The sequence below is a fragment of the Pseudomonas frederiksbergensis genome (genome assembly GCF_003732275.1).
Taxonomy (GTDB): domain Bacteria; phylum Pseudomonadota; class Gammaproteobacteria; order Pseudomonadales; family Pseudomonadaceae; genus Aquipseudomonas; species Aquipseudomonas frederiksbergensis_H.
Map to the genome: position 1 here is coordinate 49,181 of NZ_MOBM01000004.1, position 16,230 is coordinate 65,410.

Below are 16,230 nucleotides of genomic sequence, written 5' to 3' on the forward strand. Positions count from 1 at the left end.
CTTTCAGCATTCAGAGGGAAGCGTTGTGCGCAAAATGGCCTTGGTAATCGCAGTATTGACGTTGGCCGGGTGCGATGAGGGTAAGGGGGGCGACACGCAAAAGCCGCAACCGGCAGTCGCTTCCGCACCCGTGGCGACAACCGGTCCGCAATGGGACGTCGAGGTGCGCGGCGAAACGCCCCAGGCGGTCAGCGACCTGAGCGGCTGGTTGATCGAGCATAGCTTCGTTTCCAACGTCATCAGGGAGAATGGAAAGGTTCGTATTCTGGTCGGGCCGTTCAATTCGAAAACCGAGGCAGAAGCCAAGCAAGTTGAATTGACGGCAGCGCTCACCCGGGCAAAGAAAAGGAATATCGAGTCGCTGGTGGTCGAACATCCGACGGCTCAATAGACAAAAACAGCGGTTAGAAACGAACAAAGGCCTGGGGTGTAATGCCCCGGGCCTTTGTGTTTTCAGTGGTCGGTCAGCCGCAGGTTTTCATGTCTACCGGGCCGACAAACTCGTTGCCGCGCCCCATTACGCACGCCACGCTCTGGTTACGCTGACGTTCCCAGGCCTGTACTGGATAGGTCTTGTTCCAGGCGTCATACAGTTGCCGATCCTGTTTTGACAAGCGCAAGCCGTACTGCTTGCTCATGTAGAAGTAAGTCCGGGCGATCATGCCGCGAATGGAAGGGCGGGGCATGACCTTCTTCGCCTTGAAGTCGACCTGAGTCAGGCACGAGCCATATTGACCGGTTTGCACCGGCAACCAGCCGAAGCTGAAGTTGCTGCGATCGCCATTCACCTCGCCGATGCTTGGCACCAGATTGTGCAGATCCGCCTCGGCTTTCTGATAGGTCGGGTCGTACCGCGTGCAATTCTTGCGACCGCCTTGTTGCCAGCATTCGCGCTGATGGCCGATCTGCCAGGCCGGGACGATGTGCTCCCACTCGATGCGCGAGGCGCGTTTGGCATTTTTACGCGGCACATAACCGCAAGCGGCGAGGTTTACACGGTTGCCGGTGTATTTGCAGCCGCAATAAAACTCGGTGGATTGCGGAGCGTACAACTTCCACGCGACTTTCTTGGCTTCGTTGAAGGTGCGTGGGGCGCCAGCCTGGGCGCCGAAGGTTATGCACAGAAGCAGTAAAGCAAACCAGCGGACACTCATTGAGTCAATCTTCCTTCGGCACAACCCAGAAAATCTGCACACCGCCATCGTCGCGATGGGCGAGGGTGACGTTGTCGTTCTCGTCGATTTCTTCGAGCAAGCGTTCCCACTCATCCACGGGTTCGTCCGGAAGACGGAAGATCAGCGCAGCTTTGGCTTTTTGGGCGGTGGGGGAATTGATGATTTTCTGAACGCGCATACCCAGGCGTTCATAGGCGTCAGGAGGGACAGAGGGAGTGGCCACGGAATTATCCTTATTAAGCTGTACGTGCATACAGTATTTAACTGTAGGCATTTTCGCAACTGCTTAAAATTCAAGAAAATCCTCTGACAGTAGTTTTTTCCGTTTGGTGTAGGACGATGGGGGTTTTTTTTTATCGGAAAAGGTCGTGAACCACTCACCAAGGCTGGCGAGTGGTAACAGCGGTGCCCGACCCGGAACAGGTCGGGCGAGGGTGGATCAGTATTCCCAGAACATCCGTTGCAGCTCTTTGCTGTCGTTGGTCTTGGTCAACGCGACCATGGCCAGGATGCGGGCTTTTTGCGGGTTCAGGTCGTGAGCCACAACCCAGTCGTACTTGTCGTCAGGCTGTTCGGCGTTACGCAGTACGAAACCACCGGCGTTGACGTGGGAAGAACGAATGATTTGTACGCCGTCCTTGCGCAGGGCTTGCAGGGCGGGAACTACGCGGGACGAGACCGAGCCATTGCCGGTGCCGGCGTGGATGATGGCTTTGGCGCCCGATTGAGCCAGGGCTTTGTAGGCGGTGTCGCTGACGTTGCCGTAGGAGTAGGCGATTTCGACGTCAGGCAGGCTCTTGATGGTTTTGATATCGAATTCCGAATCCATGGTGTGGCGCTTGGCTGGCAAACGGAACCAGTAGGATTTGCCTTCGACCACCATGCCCAGTGGGCCCCAGGCACTTTTGAACGCCTCGGTCTTGATGTTGATCATTTTGCTGACGTCGCGACCCGACTGAATTTCATCGTTCATGGTCACCAGTACGCCTTTGCCGCGCGCGTCTTTGCTGCTGGCCACGGCGACGGCGTTGTACAGGTTCAGCATGCCGTCGGCCGACATGGCGGTGCCTGGGCGCATGGAGCCTACGACGATGATCGGCTTGTCGGTTTTTTCCACCAGGTTGAGGAAGTAAGCGGTTTCTTCCAGTGTGTCGGTACCGTGGGTGATAACAATGCCATCGACATCATTGCTGTCGGCCAGCTCAGCCACCCGACGACCTAATTGCAGCAGGTTGTCATTGGTGATGCTTTCGGACGCGATCTGCATGACCTGTTCGCCGCGAACGTTGGCCACTTGGCTCAGTTCCGGAACCCCTGCGATCAACTGTTCGATACCGACTTTCGCCGCTTGATAGGTGGCGCTATTCGCAGCGCTGGCTCCCGCGCCAGCAATGGTGCCGCCGGTGGCCAGGATCACCACATTCGCCAGTTTCTGTTGGGTTTCGACTTCTTTTGCCTGAAGGGCGGTCGGAAGGAGTAGCAGGAGGGCCAAAGCGCCCGGAATAAAAGTGTTGAAGGCAGATTTCATTATTGTTTTCTCTAGTAGTGAGACGGTGCGGAATGCAGGTCATCTAGAAGCGCCCCAGGCAGATCTGAATGCCGGGGGTGTAGAAGAAGAGCAGGATCTGTACCAGCCAGACGTTGGAGAAGATGATCTTTTAACATAATGATTTTTATCATTATTATCGCTAATGGCGGCGAATACTTCGCGCTCGTTCGTCCGGGTTTCCGAACATGTTGAGCTTTTTTGTTCGGCTCTCCGACCTCCATTGAGAAAGTCGCCTTGCAAAACCGGAAATCAGTGCTAAAGAAACCTCCGCACAGGTCGATGCTCCTTTAAAGGGATCTTTTCCAGGAGTTCAAATGTCGTTTACTGTCGGTTTTCCAAATGCAGGCGCAATCACCATCGCGGGTAAGTTCCCGGCAACCATCAATGCCTTGAGTGAAGCGACCTCCGACGCCTCTGCCCAAGTGTTGGGTGAAGAGAGCAGCGACAACCAGGTCAGAACGGGTGGCGCTACGCAGACTCAGGGCGAAACCAAATCCGAAAAAAGCAGCAATCAAAGTATTGCGGTGCAGGTCCTGCTCAAGCGCATGCAGGAACTGCAGCAGCAATTGCGCGAACAGCAGCAACAACTGGCGGCCGCTCAGGCAGCGAATTATCCGACTCCTGAAGCCAAAGCCACCGCTGTCATGTCGATTCAGGGGCAAATCGCCGATACCAGCGGTGCGCTCGCGCAAGTGACAGGCAATCTTGTGAAAGAACTGGCCAAGGGTTCCAGCAGTGGCAGTCTCGTCAGCACCACGGCGTGATGTAAAAAGGGTTGGCTTTTGCCAATCGAGACACAAAACAGGTCGTTGACAAATTTCGACAGGGTTCGCATAGTTCGGTCTACGCAAACGTTTGCGCGGTCGCCCTTGATGGCTTGATCCCGTAAGGGCAGGGTCTAGCGCAAGCGTTGCTCAGAATAATCATAAGATCGGAGTGAACCCATGAAGCTGCCATTCGCTGGACGTCTTCTCGCTGTCGCAATGCTGGCTGCGGCATCCGCCGCTTTGCCCGTCTCTTCGGCTTTCGCCGAAACCCCTGAAAAACCTAAAGTCGCGCTGGTCATGAAATCCCTGGCCAACGAATTCTTCCTGACCATGGAAGACGGCGCCAAGGCTTACCAGAAAGACCACTCCGGCGACTTCGAGCTGATCTCCAACGGCATCAAGGACGAAACGGATACGGCCGGCCAGACGCGCATCGTCGAGCAAATGATTTTGTCCAAGGTCAACGCATTGGTCATCGCCCCGGCAGATTCCAAGGCCATGGTTCCGGTCATCAAGAAAGCGGTCGATGCCGGCATCACCGTGATCAACATCGATAACCAGCTGGACCCGGCCGTGGTCAAAAGCAAAAACATCACCGTTCCATTCGTAGGCCCGGACAACCGCAAAGGCGCGCGTCTGGTGGGTGAGTACCTGGCCAAACAGCTGAAGGCTGGTGACGAAGTCGGCATCATCGAAGGCGTTTCCACCACCACCAACGCCCAGCAGCGCACTGCGGGCTTCAAGGATGCGATGGAAGCGGCGCAGATCAAAGTCGTGTCCCTGCAGTCCGGCGATTGGGAAATCGACAAGGGCGGCAAGGTTGCCTCGTCGATGCTTAGCGAATACCCGAACATCAAGGCCCTGTTGGCCGGCAACGACAGCATGGCCGTCGGCGCAGTATCTGCCGTGCGCGCGGCGGGCAAGGCCGGCAAGGTGCAAGTGGTCGGTTACGACAACATCAACGCCATCAAGCCAATGCTCAAGGATGGCCGCGTCCTGGCCACCGCCGACCAGTTTGCTGCCCGGCAAGCGGTGTTCGGCATCGAGACGGCGCTGAAAATCATCAAAGGCGAGACAGTCGATAGCGGCGTCAATGGCGTCATCGAAACTCCGGTAGAGCTGGTTACCAAGTAGTCCTTCTGGCGACACAACGGTGCTCGCCTCTTGGGGCGAGCACATGGAGAGTTTTTATGTCAGTTTCCGCCCCGAACGCTGTCCTCTCGGTCAGCGGTATCGGTAAGACCTACGCCCAACCCGTCCTCACCGGCATCGATCTGACGCTGATGCGCGGCGAAGTGCTGGCGCTGACCGGCGAGAATGGCGCTGGCAAAAGCACGCTGTCGAAAATCATTGGCGGACTGGTCACGCCGACCACCGGCCAGATGCAATTCCAGGGGCGGGATTACCGTCCCGGCAGCCGGAGCCAGGCCGAAGAGCTGGGCATCCGCATGGTCATGCAAGAACTCAATCTGTTGCCGACGTTGTCGGTGGCGGAAAACCTGTTTCTCGACAACCTGCCCAGCCACGGTGGCTGGATCAGCCGCAAGCAGTTGCGCAAGGCGGCGATCGAGGCCATGGCCCAAGTCGGATTGGACGCCATCGATCCAGATACCCTCGTCGGTGAACTGGGTATCGGCCATCAGCAAATGGTCGAGATCGCTCGCAACCTGATCGGCGATTGCCACGTGCTGATTCTCGACGAGCCGACAGCCATGCTGACGGCCCGTGAGGTCGAAATGCTGTTCGAGCAGATCACTCGCCTGCAGGCTCGTGGCGTGTCGATCATCTACATTTCCCACCGCCTCGAAGAGCTCGCAAGGGTGGCCCAGCGCATTGCGGTATTGCGCGATGGCAACCTGGTCTGTATCGAGCCGATGGCCAATTACAACAGCGAGCAACTGGTCACCCTGATGGTCGGCCGTGAATTGGGCGAGCACATCGACATGGGGTCGCGCAAGATCGGTGCGCCGGCCTTGACGGTCAAAGGACTGACTCGTTCCGATAAGGTTCGTGACGTGTCCTTCCAGGTGCGCGCCGGTGAAATTTTTGGAATTTCCGGTTTGATCGGGGCAGGGCGCACCGAGTTACTGCGCCTGATCTTCGGCGCCGATACCGCCGACAGCGGCACCGTCGCGCTGGGGGCGGCGGCTCAGGTGGTGAGCATTCGTTCGCCGGCCGACGCGGTCGGTCACGGCATCGCCCTGATCACCGAAGATCGCAAGGGTGAAGGCCTGCTACTGACGCAATCGATCAGCGCCAACATTGCCTTGGGCAATATGCCAGTGATTTCCAGCGGTGGCTTCGTCAATAACGGTGACGAGATGTCTCTGGCCCAGCGTCAGATCAACGCCATGCGCATTCGCAGTTCCAGCCCGACGCAATTGGTCTCGGAACTGTCCGGCGGCAATCAGCAGAAAGTCGTGATCGGCCGCTGGCTCGAGCGCGACTGCACGGTGATGCTGTTCGACGAGCCGACCCGTGGCATCGACGTCGGCGCCAAGTTCGATATCTACGCATTACTCGGTGAGTTGACCCGTCAGGGCAAAGCGCTGGTAGTGGTGTCCAGCGACCTGCGCGAACTGATGCTGATCTGCGATCGCATCGGTGTGCTGTCGGCAGGGCGTCTGATCGACACCTTCGAGCGTGACAGCTGGACCCAGGATGATTTGCTTGCCGCCGCTTTCGCCGGCTACCAAAAACGTGATGCGTTGCTCAATGAAGCAGCGCCTAGGGATCTTCCATGAATACTGCATCTTTGGCCGGCAAACGTAGTGGCAACTTTTACGGCCTCGGCACTTATCTGGGCCTGGCCGGTGCCTTGCTGGCGATGGTCGCGCTGTTTTCGATCCTGAGCAGCCATTTCCTGTCTTATGACACCTTCAGCACCCTGGCCAACCAGATTCCCGATTTGATGGTGCTGGCGGTTGGCATGACCTTCGTATTGATCATCGGCGGTATCGATTTGTCGGTGGGGTCGGTGCTGGCGCTCGCGGCCTCGGCGGTCAGCGTGGCGATTCTAGGTTGGGGCTGGAGCGTCTTGCCTGCGGCCTTGCTCGGCATGGCGGTAGCGGCATTGGCCGGGACAATTACCGGCTCGATCACCGTGGCGTGGCGGATTCCGTCGTTCATCGTGTCACTCGGCGTGCTGGAAATGGCGCGAGGCCTGGCGTATCAGATGACCGGTTCGCGCACTGCCTACATTGGTGATGCCTTCGCCTGGCTGTCCAACCCGATCGCGTTCGGCATCTCGCCGTCATTTATCATTGCCTTGCTGATTATCTTCATCGCCCAGGCCGTGCTGACGCGTACGGTGTTCGGTCGTTATCTGATCGGCATCGGCACCAACGAAGAGGCGGTGCGTCTGGCGGGGATCAATCCAAAACCCTACAAGATTCTGGTGTTCAGTCTGATGGGGTTGTTGGCCGGTATCGCTGCGTTGTTTCAAATTTCTCGCCTGGAAGCGGCGGACCCGAACGCCGGCTCCGGTCTGGAGTTGCAAGTGATCGCTGCGGTCGTGATCGGCGGCACCAGCTTGATGGGCGGGCGCGGTTCGGTCATCAGTACGTTCTTCGGCGTCCTGATCATCTCGGTACTGGCGGCCGGTCTGGCGCAGATCGGCGCGACCGAACCAACCAAACGCATCATCACCGGTGCGGTGATCGTGGTGGCGGTGGTGCTTGATACTTATCGCAGTCAGCGCGCAAGCCGGCGGACCTGAGTCATGGCAACAATCAAGGATGTAGCGGCACTCGCGGGCATTTCCTACACCACGGTTTCCCATGTGGTGAACAAGACACGGCCGGTCAGTGAGGAAGTACGGATCAAGGTTGAGGCAGCGATCAAGAGTCTCGACTACGTGCCCAGCGCCGTGGCCCGGTCGTTGAAAGCGAAAACCACCGCGACCATCGGCCTGCTGGTGCCCAACAGCCTCAACCCATACTTCGCCGAGTTGGCCCGTGGCATCGAGGATTACTGCGAGCGCAACGGCTATTGCGTCATCCTTTGCAACTCTGACGACAACCCGGACAAGCAACGCAGCTACCTTCGCGTGTTGCTGGAAAAACGCATTGACGGCTTGATCGTTGCCTCGGCCGGTGGTGATAGCGGCCTGGCTGAAGGTCTGACGGGTGTGCGTACGCCAATGGTGATCGTCGACCGTGGGCTCGAAGGTCTCGATGCCGATCTGGTGCGCATCGATCACGAATACGGTGCCTATCTGGCGACCCGGCACTTGCTGGATCTGGGGCATCGGGACATCGCCACGATTGGTGGGCCGGCGAGTACCAGCGTGGCGCAGATGCGTCTGGCTGGTTATTGCCGCGCCTTGAAAGAGGCGGGTGTCGAAGTGCCGCGCGAGCGCATGCTGGAAAGCGACTTCACCAGCACTGGCGGTTACAACGCCGCCGCGATCCTGTTGGAAAAGAACCCACCCAGCGCGATCTTCGCCGGTAACGACATGATTGGCATCGGTGTGTTGCGCGCCGCAGCCGAGCGCAATATTCGTGTGCCCACCGAGTTGTCGGTGATCGGCTTCGACGATATCCAGATGAGCCGTTACGTCTACCCGGCGCTGACCACCGTGGGCCAGTCGATCCTGCAGCTTGGCGAGATGGCGGCCGAAGTGCTGCTGCGCAGGATTGCCACGCCCGATCTGACGACCGATCAGCGCATCGTGACACCCAGTATTGTCCTGCGCGAATCGACTGCGCCACTGGCCGGTGTGTTTGCCCAATACCGCTAAACAAAAAGCACCGCTGAAACCGAATTGACGAGTAGTGATGTATGCCAGCAAAAGTAGTGGTAATAGGCAGCCTGAACATGGACCTGGTAACCCGGGCGCCACGGCTGCCCCGTGGGGGTGAAACGCTGATCGGCCAATCGTTTGCCACGGTTTCCGGCGGCAAGGGCGCGAACCAGGCCGTGGCTGGGGCGCGGCTGGGGGCGCAGGTGTCGATGGTCGGTTGTGTCGGCAGTGACGCCTATGGCGAAGCGCTGCGCGGGGCGTTGTTGGCCGAGCAGATCGATTGCCAGGCGGTCAGCACGGTCGAAGATTCCAGTGGCGTGGCGTTGATCGTGGTCGATGACAACAGTCAGAACGCCATCGTGATTGTTGCCGGTGCCAACGGTGCGCTGACGCCCGGAGTGATCGACCGTTTCGATGCGGTGTTGCAAGCGGCAGATGTCATTATCTGTCAGCTGGAAGTGCCGGATGCCACGGTCGGCCATGCGCTGAAGCGCGGTCGTGAGCTGGGTAAAACCGTGATTCTCAATCCGGCGCCGGCCAGCCGCCCGCTGCCGGCGGATTGGTATGCGGCCATCGATTATCTGATCCCCAACGAAAGCGAAGCCTCGGCCCTGAGCGGTTTGCCGGTGGACTCCCTGAGCACCGCCGAAACCGCCGCGGCCCGCTTGATCGTCATGGGCGCCGGCAAAGTGATCATCACCCTGGGTGCTCAAGGATCACTGTTCGCCGATGGCAAACGCTTCGAGCATTTCCCTGCGCCGAAAGTGAAGGCGGTCGATACCACCGCGGCCGGCGACACGTTCGTTGGTGGTTTCGCAGCGGCCTTGGCAGCCGGCAAAAGCGAGGTCGAGGCGATCCGTTTCGGCCAGGTTGCCGCAGCGCTGTCGGTCACCCGGGCCGGCGCACAACCTTCGATTCCCACTTTGTCCGACGTACAGGCGTTTAAAGCACCATGAAAAAGACTCCTTTGCTCAACGTCGCGCTGTCGCGGCTGATCGCCTCCCTGGGCCATGGCGACACGGTCGTGATCGGCGACGCCGGCCTGCCGGTTCCACCCGGCGTTGAATTGATCGACCTGGCCTTGACCCACGGGATACCGGATTTCGTCAGTACCTTAAAGGTCGTACTCAGCGAAATGCAGGTCGAAAGCCATGTACTGGCCCATGAGATTCTGGACAAGAAACCGTCGGCCTTGAGCACGCTGGATGAACTGAATGCCGAAGGTGCGCTGGGCCGGCGTGAACTGCTCAGTCATGACCAATTCAAAGTACTCAGCCGACAAGCACGGGCGATTATTCGTACAGGCGAATGTCAGCCGTACTGCAACATCGTGCTGGTGGCTGGAGTAACGTTTTAACTTTCCGTTCTTCCCACGCACAAGGAGTGCGCTATGCACCGCTATGCTCAGAAACTGCACCACCTGCTCCGGAGTCTGCTGCTTTTGTCCCTGATTACCGCAACAAGCGCCCAAGCGGCGGAAAAGATCGACTTGATCATCGACACCGATCCGGGTGCCGATGACGTGGTCGCCTTGCTGTTTGCCCTGGCATCGCCGCAAGAGCTGAATATTCGTGCGCTGACCACCGTTGCCGGCAACGTGCGTCTGGACAAGACCTCGCGTAATGCGCGTCTGGCCCGCGAGTGGGCAGGACGCGAGGAGGTACCTGTTTACGCGGGCGCACCGAAACCAATGATGCGCACGCCGATCTATGCCGAGAACATTCACGGCAAGGAAGGCTTGTCGGGTGTCACGGTGCATGAGCCGAAGAAAGGCTTGGCCGAAGGCAATGCGGTCAACTATCTGATCGATACCTTGAAGGCTGCCAAACCCCATAGCATCACCATCGCCATGCTCGGTCCACAGACCAACCTGGCCCTGGCGCTGATCCAGGAACCTGAAATCGTTCAGGGCATCAAGGAAGTGGTGATCATGGGGGGCGCGCACTTCAACGGCGGCAACATCACCCCGGTGGCCGAATTCAACCTGTTCGCCGACCCTCAAGCTGCGGAAGTAGTGCTGAAAAGTGGCGTCAAGCTGACCTACCTGCCGCTGGATGTGACTCACAAAATTCTTACCAGTGACGCGCGCCTGAAGCAGATCGCCGCCCTGAACAACAATGCCAGCAAGCTGGTGGGCGATATTCTCAACGAGTACGTCAAGGGCGACATGGAGCACTACGGCATTCCAGGTGGCCCGGTGCATGACGCCACAGTCATCGCTTACCTGCTCAAGCCAGAGCTGTTCACGGGGCGTTCGGTCAACGTAGTGGTTGATAGCCGCGAAGGGCCGACCTTCGGCCAGACCATTGTCGACTGGTATGACGGCCTGAAAGCACCGAAAAATGCCTTCTGGGTTGAAAATGGCGACGCTCAGGGCTTCTTCGACCTGCTGACCCAGCGTCTGGCTCGTTTGAAGTAAGTCATAGGCCCGCAGGTGCCAGCCTGCGGGTTTTTACGCTACTCGGTCTCGGTTGCGCCCAGATAGTCGGCGGGGTACTTCTCTAGAACCTGCTTGATGAATGTCTGTGCGGCTTGCGTCCCCAGTTCCTTGACCAGCAAATCGATACCAATGATTGCCAACTCTTCCGGGCTGCCCGGGCTGTAAGAGCTATGGCCCTGTGGCCACTTGGCTTTGATATCGGCGTCGATGCTTACGGTGGTCATGATGGCGCTCGTGAAGTCGGGAAAGGCTGAGTGTCGAGTTAACCATTTTGCGGGACGTTTGGCACTCCGACTTAGGCATGAGGGAAGGGCTATGCGACACTTGGTCTTTGACGAATTTTCAAGGACCGTGCTGTGCAGATCGATTTGAACACTCCTGACGGCTTGACCCTCGAAGCGGTGCGTCAGCTACTGGCCTGCGCCAGTGACGATGAACACACCCAGTTGCGGGTCACCAAGGGCGGTATCGCTTACATTTCGTCGGGCATCGTGGGCGGCACAGACATCGACGGGTTGCTGTTTCGCCTGGAGACCTGGGCAAAGGGTTCCGGTTATGTCGGATTGGTTGCGGCCAGCGATGAGGTCTGGGTCATGCAGATCTTCAATGCGCTCAAGCAGAACTGGCCGAAACCGCCTTTCGACTACATCGACGTCTATTGAGCGCTGTTCATATTCAGTCACGATTGAGGGATGAACGGCGTGCCGATGCTCAGGCACACTCGCCGCTATCCGGATCGAGGGTGAGGCGATGGCGCCTGCCTGAAACCAAACGCCAAAATGGCGGTCGCACGATCTCAGCTTAACTATTGAAAAAAGGAGGCTTCATGCCTTGGAAGCTCGCGTCATTGGGTACTTTGTTGGCCGTCACTCTGCTGGCCGGTTGCAGCAGTACGTCCACCGAGTCGGCAAAGGACCCTGTGGCGACCGACACCGGCCACAGCCGTTGTGAAGCAAAGGCTGCCGAATTCACCATTGGCAAAAAGGCTTCGCCCGAATTGCTGGAGCAGGCACGTACCCGCGCAGGCGCGCAGAATGCCCGGTTCCTCAAGCCTGATGACATGGTGACCCTGGAATACCGTTCCGATCGCCTGAACCTGAACACCGATAACAATCTGGTGATCACCCGCGTCAACTGCGGCTGATTGCTTCAGGCTTTTGTTTCACCCATAAAAAACCCCGTCACATGGACGGGGTTTTTTTAGTGCGGCAGAAAATTACTCTGCGCGGACTTGTGCAGCTTGCATACCCTTTTGGCCTTTCTCAGCCACGAAGGAAACGGTCTGGCCTTCTTTCAGGCTTTTGAAACCGTCGCTTTCGATAGCTTTGAAGTGTACGAACAGGTCGTCACCGCCACCTTGAGGAGTGATGAAGCCGAAGCCTTTTTCATCGTTGAACCATTTAACGGTGCCGGTTTGGCGATTAGACATGGTGTATCTCCAAGAAACATATATTTTCAGTAGTACTGTGCTGCTCAGGCCAACTGGGCACACCGGAGTATCATAGTCGAAATGTTCGCTTTGGGAGCCCCCCGGGTGTGTTGTTTGCCCTACAGTCGCGTTTGCTTTGTTGCTTCGTGTGGCTGAAAGCCCCGGTTTAAAAGGCTTTCAGCCGAAAGTAAAGACAATAAAAAAAGCTGAAAAACCTGCGTAATTTGTACGAAAAAGCTAAATTCCATCACTTTTTATCGGCGGTGAGCCGAGTTAAAAGGACTTTTTTCTCACTTTTTCGCCGGTGCATCGGACTTGCATTTAGCTATCTGACCCAGCGCTTTCTGTTGCAGTTCGGGGCTGGCCTTGTTATCCATCAGGGCCTGAATGTCGCTGGCCGGATACGATTTGATCGCGTCGGCACCACAGGCGCAGTGGGACTTCGCTGCCGCAGCGCCGATCTGCGGAGTGGCCGCCTGAGTGCACTGAGCCATGTATTTCTCGCGCTCGCCCTTTGGCCAGTCGGCATGGGCAGCCAGCGGCAGCAACAGGACGACGGGTGCGACGACGGCGAATAAACGATTCAGACGCATGCTGAGATGCTCCTTTTGGGTCAATGTCTTGTTATCTGAGGGGTAAAGCATGGTTCAAGTTCAGCACTCTGGCATAAAAATGCCTGATTTGCCCCCGCAGAAAACCTTGCCGCCGCGATGACCGTTCATCTGTGCTAGCATGCCTCGCTCGGGCGTTTGCAGGCTCCGGATGACCTTCAGTCCCGGTAGCGGCAGATGCGCGAATAACCCTGATTTGAATCCCAGTCACTCTGGTTCGGTTTTCCGGTTGGCCGCAAGGCTCCTGCCGCTGTAAGGCAGGCGTTCGTTATTGAATGGCCTGGATCGGATCTTGTACTGGCTCATCCCAACCCACGTGACCTTTGGTAGGGGTCACCACTAGGAGAGGAGGCGCCATGCCAACTATTACTCTTCCCGACGGCAGTCAACGTTCATTCGATCACCCGGTTTCCGTAGCCGAGGTCGCCGCATCCATTGGTGCCGGTCTGGCCAAGGCCACCGTGGCCGGCAAGGTCAATGGCAAGCTGGTCGACGCCAGCGACATCATCAACAGCGATTCCACGCTGCAAATCATTACGCCAAAGGATGAAGAGGGGCTGGAGATCATTCGCCACTCTTGCGCCCACCTGGTTGGCCATGCAGTCAAGCAGCTGTACCCGACGGCCAAGATGGTCATCGGTCCGGTCATCGACGAAGGCTTCTATTACGACATCGCCTTCGAGCGTCCTTTCACGCCGGATGACCTGGCCGCCATCGAACAGCGCATGCAGCAGCTGATCGAGAAAGATTACGACGTGATCAAGAAAGTCACTCCGCGCGCCGAAGTGATCGAAGTGTTCAAGGCCCGCGGCGAAGACTACAAGCTGCGCCTGGTCGAAGACATGCCGAACGAGCAGGCCATGGGCCTGTACTATCACGAAGAATACGTCGACATGTGTCGCGGTCCGCACGTGCCGAACACGCGCTTCCTGAAATCCTTCAAGCTGACCAAGCTGTCCGGCGCCTACTGGCGTGGCGATGCCAAGAACGAGCAATTGCAGCGCGTTTACGGCACCGCATGGGCGGACAAGAAGCAACTGGCGGCTTACATCCAGCGCATCGAAGAAGCCGAGAAGCGCGATCATCGCAAGATCGGCAAGCGTCTGGGCCTGTTCCACACCCAGGAAGAGTCGCCGGGCATGGTGTTCTGGCACCCGAACGGCTGGACTCTGTACCAGGTGCTCGAGCAGTACATGCGCAAGGTTCAGCGCGACAACGGTTACCTGGAGATCAAAACTCCACAAGTCGTTGACCGCAGCCTGTGGGAGAAATCCGGGCACTGGGCCAACTACGCCGACAACATGTTTACCACTCAGTCGGAAAATCGCGATTACGCCATCAAGCCGATGAACTGCCCTTGCCACGTGCAGGTGTTCAATCAGGGCCTGAAGAGCTACCGCGAGTTGCCGATGCGTCTGGCCGAGTTCGGTGCCTGCCACCGTAACGAGCCGTCGGGTGCACTGCACGGCATCATGCGCGTTCGCGCCTTCACTCAGGACGATGCTCACATCTTCTGTACTGAAGAGCAGATGCAGGCCGAATCCGCTGCGTTCATCAAGCTGACCATGGACGTTTATGCCGACTTCGGCTTCAAAGACGTCGAGATGAAACTGTCCACTCGTCCGGAAAAACGCGTCGGTTCCGACGAGTTGTGGGATCGCGCCGAAGCTGCACTGGCTGCAGCCCTTGACAGCGCTGGCTTGCCGTACGATCTGCAGCCGGGTGAGGGTGCGTTCTACGGTCCGAAAATCGAGTTCTCGCTGAAAGATTGCCTCGGCCGCGTCTGGCAATGTGGTACCCTTCAGCTCGATTTTAACCTGCCTGTCCGTCTGGGAGCCGAATACGTCTCCGAAGACAACAGTCGCAAGCACCCGGTTATGTTGCACCGGGCGATCCTGGGTTCGTTCGAACGTTTCGTCGGAATCCTGATCGAGCACTACGAGGGTGCATTCCCCGCGTGGCTGGCTCCGACCCAGGCAGTGATCATGAATATCACTGATAAACAGGCTGATTTTGCCGCTGAGGTTGAAAAAACCCTCAATGAAAGCGGATTTCGTGCCAAGTCTGACTTGAGAAATGAAAAGATCGGCTTTAAAATCCGCGAGCATACTTTGCTCAAGGTTCCTTATCTCTTGGTTATCGGAGATCGGGAAGTCGAGATGCAGACTGTCGCTGTGCGTACTCGTGAAGGTGCTGACCTGGGCTCGATGCCCGTCGCCCAGTTCGCTGAGTTTCTCGCGCAAGCGGTTTCCCGGCGTGGTCGCCCAGATTCGGAGTAATTATTATTAAGCGTGAAATGAGACAAGATAAACGAGCTGCACCGAAAGCCCCGATCAACGAGAATATCTCGGCACGCGAGGTTCGGTTAATTGGAGCTGAAGGTGAACAGCTTGGGATTGTGTCAATTGAAGACGCGCTTCTTAAGGCTGAAGAGGCCAAACTGGATTTGGTGGAAATTTCCGCCGATGCAGTACCCCCTGTTTGCAAACTGATGGACTACGGCAAATCGATCTTCGAGAAGAAGAAGCAGATTGCCGCGGCCAAGAAAAACCAGAAGCAGATTCAGGTTAAAGAAATCAAGTTTCGTCCAGGGACGGAGGAAGGGGATTACCAGGTAAAACTGCGCAACCTGGTACGTTTCCTGAGTGATGGGGACAGGGCCAAGGTATCCTTGCGATTCCGCGGCCGTGAGATGGCCCACCAGGAGCTGGGGATGGAACTCCTCAAGCGAGTTGAAGGTGACTTGCTCGAGTACGGTTCGGTCGAACAGCATCCTAAGATGGAAGGACGCCAGCTGATCATGGTCATCGCCCCGAAAAAGAAGAAGTAATCAACAGGGCACGGCAGGCCTTGCGATTATGTTTATCAACTGAATGCGGAGTATCCGAACATGCCAAAGATGAAAACTAAAAGTGGTGCTGCTAAGCGGTTTCTGAAAACTGCTAACGGTATCAAGCACAAGCACGCTTTCAAGAGCCACATCCTGACTAAAATGTCGACCAAGCGTAAGCGTCAACTGCGCGGTAGCAGCTTGCTGCATCCGTCTGACGTGGCAAAAGTCGAGCGCATGCTGCGCCTTCGTTAATTTTAGTCAAGAATAGAGGAAGTAACTCATGGCTCGTGTAAAGCGTGGCGTCATTGCCCGTAAACGTCACAAAAAAATTCTGAAACTTGCTAAAGGCTACTACGGCGCTCGCTCGCGCGTATTCCGTGTTGCCAAGCAAGCGGTAATCAAGGCAGGCCAATACGCCTACCGTGACCGTCGTCAGAAAAAACGTCAGTTCCGCGCTCTGTGGATCGCTCGTATCAACGCTGGTGCACGTATCAACGGTCTGTCCTACAGCCGTTTCATCGCCGGCCTGAAAAAAGCGTCCATCGAGATCGACCGTAAGGTTCTGGCTGATCTGGCAGTGAACGAAAAAGCGGCGTTTGCTGCGATTGTCGAGAAAGCTAAAGCCACCTTGGCTTAAGTACCCCCGACAGTCACCCGGCCTCACCTCTGTGGGGCCAGGTGT

Annotated in this window: 21 protein-coding genes; 15 read left to right on the forward strand and 6 right to left on the reverse strand. The window is 57.3% G+C overall.

Annotation, left to right across the window (positions count from 1 at the left end; genetic code table 11):
- Positions 1–25 precede the first annotated feature (25 nt).
- Positions 26–391 (forward strand): SPOR domain-containing protein, encoded by a 366-nt coding sequence (locus BK662_RS02150; protein ID WP_123356324.1) that lies wholly within the window; start codon positions 26–28, stop codon positions 389–391.
- 73 nt (positions 392–464) lie between these two features.
- Here BK662_RS02150 and BK662_RS02155 read toward each other — a convergent pair whose 3' ends face one another.
- The 3 genes from BK662_RS02155 to BK662_RS02165 form a co-directional block, all read right to left on the reverse strand.
- Positions 465–1,154: an endonuclease gene (locus BK662_RS02155; RefSeq protein ID WP_123356326.1), complete on the reverse strand. Its 690-nt coding sequence runs from the start codon at positions 1,152–1,154 to the stop codon at positions 465–467.
- A 4-nt stretch (positions 1,155–1,158) separates the two neighbouring features.
- Complete coding sequence (locus BK662_RS02160) at positions 1,159–1,449, reverse strand: DUF1654 domain-containing protein (RefSeq protein ID WP_375538981.1); 291 nt, start codon at positions 1,447–1,449, stop codon at positions 1,159–1,161.
- A gap of 165 nt (positions 1,450–1,614) precedes the next feature.
- Positions 1,615–2,703 carry an asparaginase gene (locus BK662_RS02165; RefSeq protein WP_123356330.1) on the reverse strand — a complete coding sequence of 363 codons (1,089 nt, stop codon included), beginning with the start codon at positions 2,701–2,703 and terminating at the stop codon, positions 1,615–1,617.
- 335 nt (positions 2,704–3,038) lie between these two features.
- On the opposite strand from BK662_RS02165, the gene BK662_RS02170 reads away from it, so the two are divergent.
- The 8 genes from BK662_RS02170 to BK662_RS02205 all read left to right on the forward strand — a co-directional run bounded on the left by BK662_RS02170 (position 3,039) and on the right by BK662_RS02205 (position 10,654).
- Positions 3,039–3,488: a hypothetical protein gene (locus BK662_RS02170; RefSeq protein WP_123356332.1), complete on the forward strand. Its 450-nt coding sequence runs from the start codon at positions 3,039–3,041 to the stop codon at positions 3,486–3,488.
- A gap of 180 nt (positions 3,489–3,668) precedes the next feature.
- Positions 3,669–4,625, forward strand: coding sequence for a sugar ABC transporter substrate-binding protein (locus BK662_RS02175; RefSeq protein WP_123356334.1), 957 nt, complete (start codon positions 3,669–3,671; stop codon positions 4,623–4,625).
- Positions 4,626–4,681: 56 nt separating this feature from the next.
- On the forward strand, positions 4,682–6,235 hold the full coding sequence (locus BK662_RS02180; RefSeq protein ID WP_123356336.1) for a sugar ABC transporter ATP-binding protein: 1,554 nt from the start codon (positions 4,682–4,684) through the stop codon (positions 6,233–6,235).
- Positions 6,232–7,209 carry an ABC transporter permease gene (locus BK662_RS02185; protein ID WP_095052164.1) on the forward strand — a complete coding sequence of 326 codons (978 nt, stop codon included), beginning with the start codon at positions 6,232–6,234 and terminating at the stop codon, positions 7,207–7,209. Before BK662_RS02180 ends, BK662_RS02185 begins: the two co-directional genes overlap by 4 nt.
- A 3-nt stretch (positions 7,210–7,212) precedes the next feature.
- Positions 7,213–8,232 carry a LacI family DNA-binding transcriptional regulator gene (locus BK662_RS02190; protein ID WP_123356338.1) on the forward strand — a complete coding sequence of 340 codons (1,020 nt, stop codon included), beginning with the start codon at positions 7,213–7,215 and terminating at the stop codon, positions 8,230–8,232.
- Positions 8,233–8,273: 41 nt separating this feature from the next.
- Positions 8,274–9,191: a ribokinase gene (rbsK, locus tag BK662_RS02195; RefSeq protein WP_123356340.1), complete on the forward strand. Its 918-nt coding sequence runs from the start codon at positions 8,274–8,276 to the stop codon at positions 9,189–9,191.
- Positions 9,188–9,592: a D-ribose pyranase gene (gene rbsD / locus BK662_RS02200; protein ID WP_030132353.1), complete on the forward strand. Its 405-nt coding sequence runs from the start codon at positions 9,188–9,190 to the stop codon at positions 9,590–9,592. Before rbsK ends, rbsD begins: the two co-directional genes overlap by 4 nt.
- 33 nt (positions 9,593–9,625) lie before the next feature.
- Complete coding sequence (locus BK662_RS02205; protein WP_123356341.1) at positions 9,626–10,654, forward strand: nucleoside hydrolase; 1,029 nt, start codon at positions 9,626–9,628, stop codon at positions 10,652–10,654.
- Between the two features lie 38 nt (positions 10,655–10,692).
- On the opposite strand, the gene BK662_RS02210 is transcribed toward BK662_RS02205, so the two are convergent.
- Positions 10,693–10,899 carry a hypothetical protein gene (locus BK662_RS02210; protein WP_123356343.1) on the reverse strand — a complete coding sequence of 69 codons (207 nt, stop codon included), beginning with the start codon at positions 10,897–10,899 and terminating at the stop codon, positions 10,693–10,695.
- A 132-nt stretch (positions 10,900–11,031) separates the two neighbouring features.
- Here BK662_RS02210 and BK662_RS02215 point away from each other — a divergent pair, with 132 nt between their 5' ends.
- Complete coding sequence (locus BK662_RS02215; RefSeq protein WP_123356346.1) at positions 11,032–11,337, forward strand: hypothetical protein; 306 nt, start codon at positions 11,032–11,034, stop codon at positions 11,335–11,337.
- A 164-nt stretch (positions 11,338–11,501) separates the two neighbouring features.
- Positions 11,502–11,819, forward strand: a complete 318-nt coding sequence (locus BK662_RS02220; RefSeq protein WP_123356348.1) for an I78 family peptidase inhibitor — start codon at positions 11,502–11,504, stop codon at positions 11,817–11,819.
- 72 nt (positions 11,820–11,891) lie between these two features.
- On the opposite strand, the gene BK662_RS02225 is transcribed toward BK662_RS02220, so the two are convergent.
- Positions 11,892–12,104 (reverse strand): cold-shock protein, encoded by a 213-nt coding sequence (locus BK662_RS02225; RefSeq protein ID WP_007905882.1) that lies wholly within the window; start codon positions 12,102–12,104, stop codon positions 11,892–11,894.
- 290 nt (positions 12,105–12,394) lie between these two features.
- Positions 12,395–12,697, reverse strand: a complete 303-nt coding sequence (locus BK662_RS02230; protein ID WP_123356350.1) for a hypothetical protein — start codon at positions 12,695–12,697, stop codon at positions 12,395–12,397.
- A 374-nt stretch (positions 12,698–13,071) separates the two neighbouring features.
- On the opposite strand from BK662_RS02230, the gene thrS reads away from it, so the two are divergent.
- From thrS to rplT, 4 genes are read left to right on the forward strand one after another with little or no spacing between them, the layout of a single operon-like run.
- Entirely contained in the window at positions 13,072–14,994 is a 1,923-nt protein-coding gene (gene thrS / locus BK662_RS02235) for a threonine--tRNA ligase (protein WP_123356352.1), read from the forward strand.
- Positions 14,994–15,545: a translation initiation factor IF-3 gene (gene infC, locus BK662_RS02240; protein WP_172435341.1), complete on the forward strand. Its 552-nt coding sequence runs from the start codon at positions 14,994–14,996 to the stop codon at positions 15,543–15,545. Before thrS ends, infC begins: the two co-directional genes overlap by 1 nt.
- Before the next feature lie 60 nt (positions 15,546–15,605).
- Positions 15,606–15,800: a 50S ribosomal protein L35 gene (gene rpmI / locus BK662_RS02245; protein ID WP_002553160.1), complete on the forward strand. Its 195-nt coding sequence runs from the start codon at positions 15,606–15,608 to the stop codon at positions 15,798–15,800.
- Positions 15,801–15,828: 28 nt separating this feature from the next.
- Positions 15,829–16,185, forward strand: coding sequence for a 50S ribosomal protein L20 (rplT, locus tag BK662_RS02250; RefSeq protein WP_007905879.1), 357 nt, complete (start codon positions 15,829–15,831; stop codon positions 16,183–16,185).
- Positions 16,186–16,230: the final 45 nt, after the last annotated feature.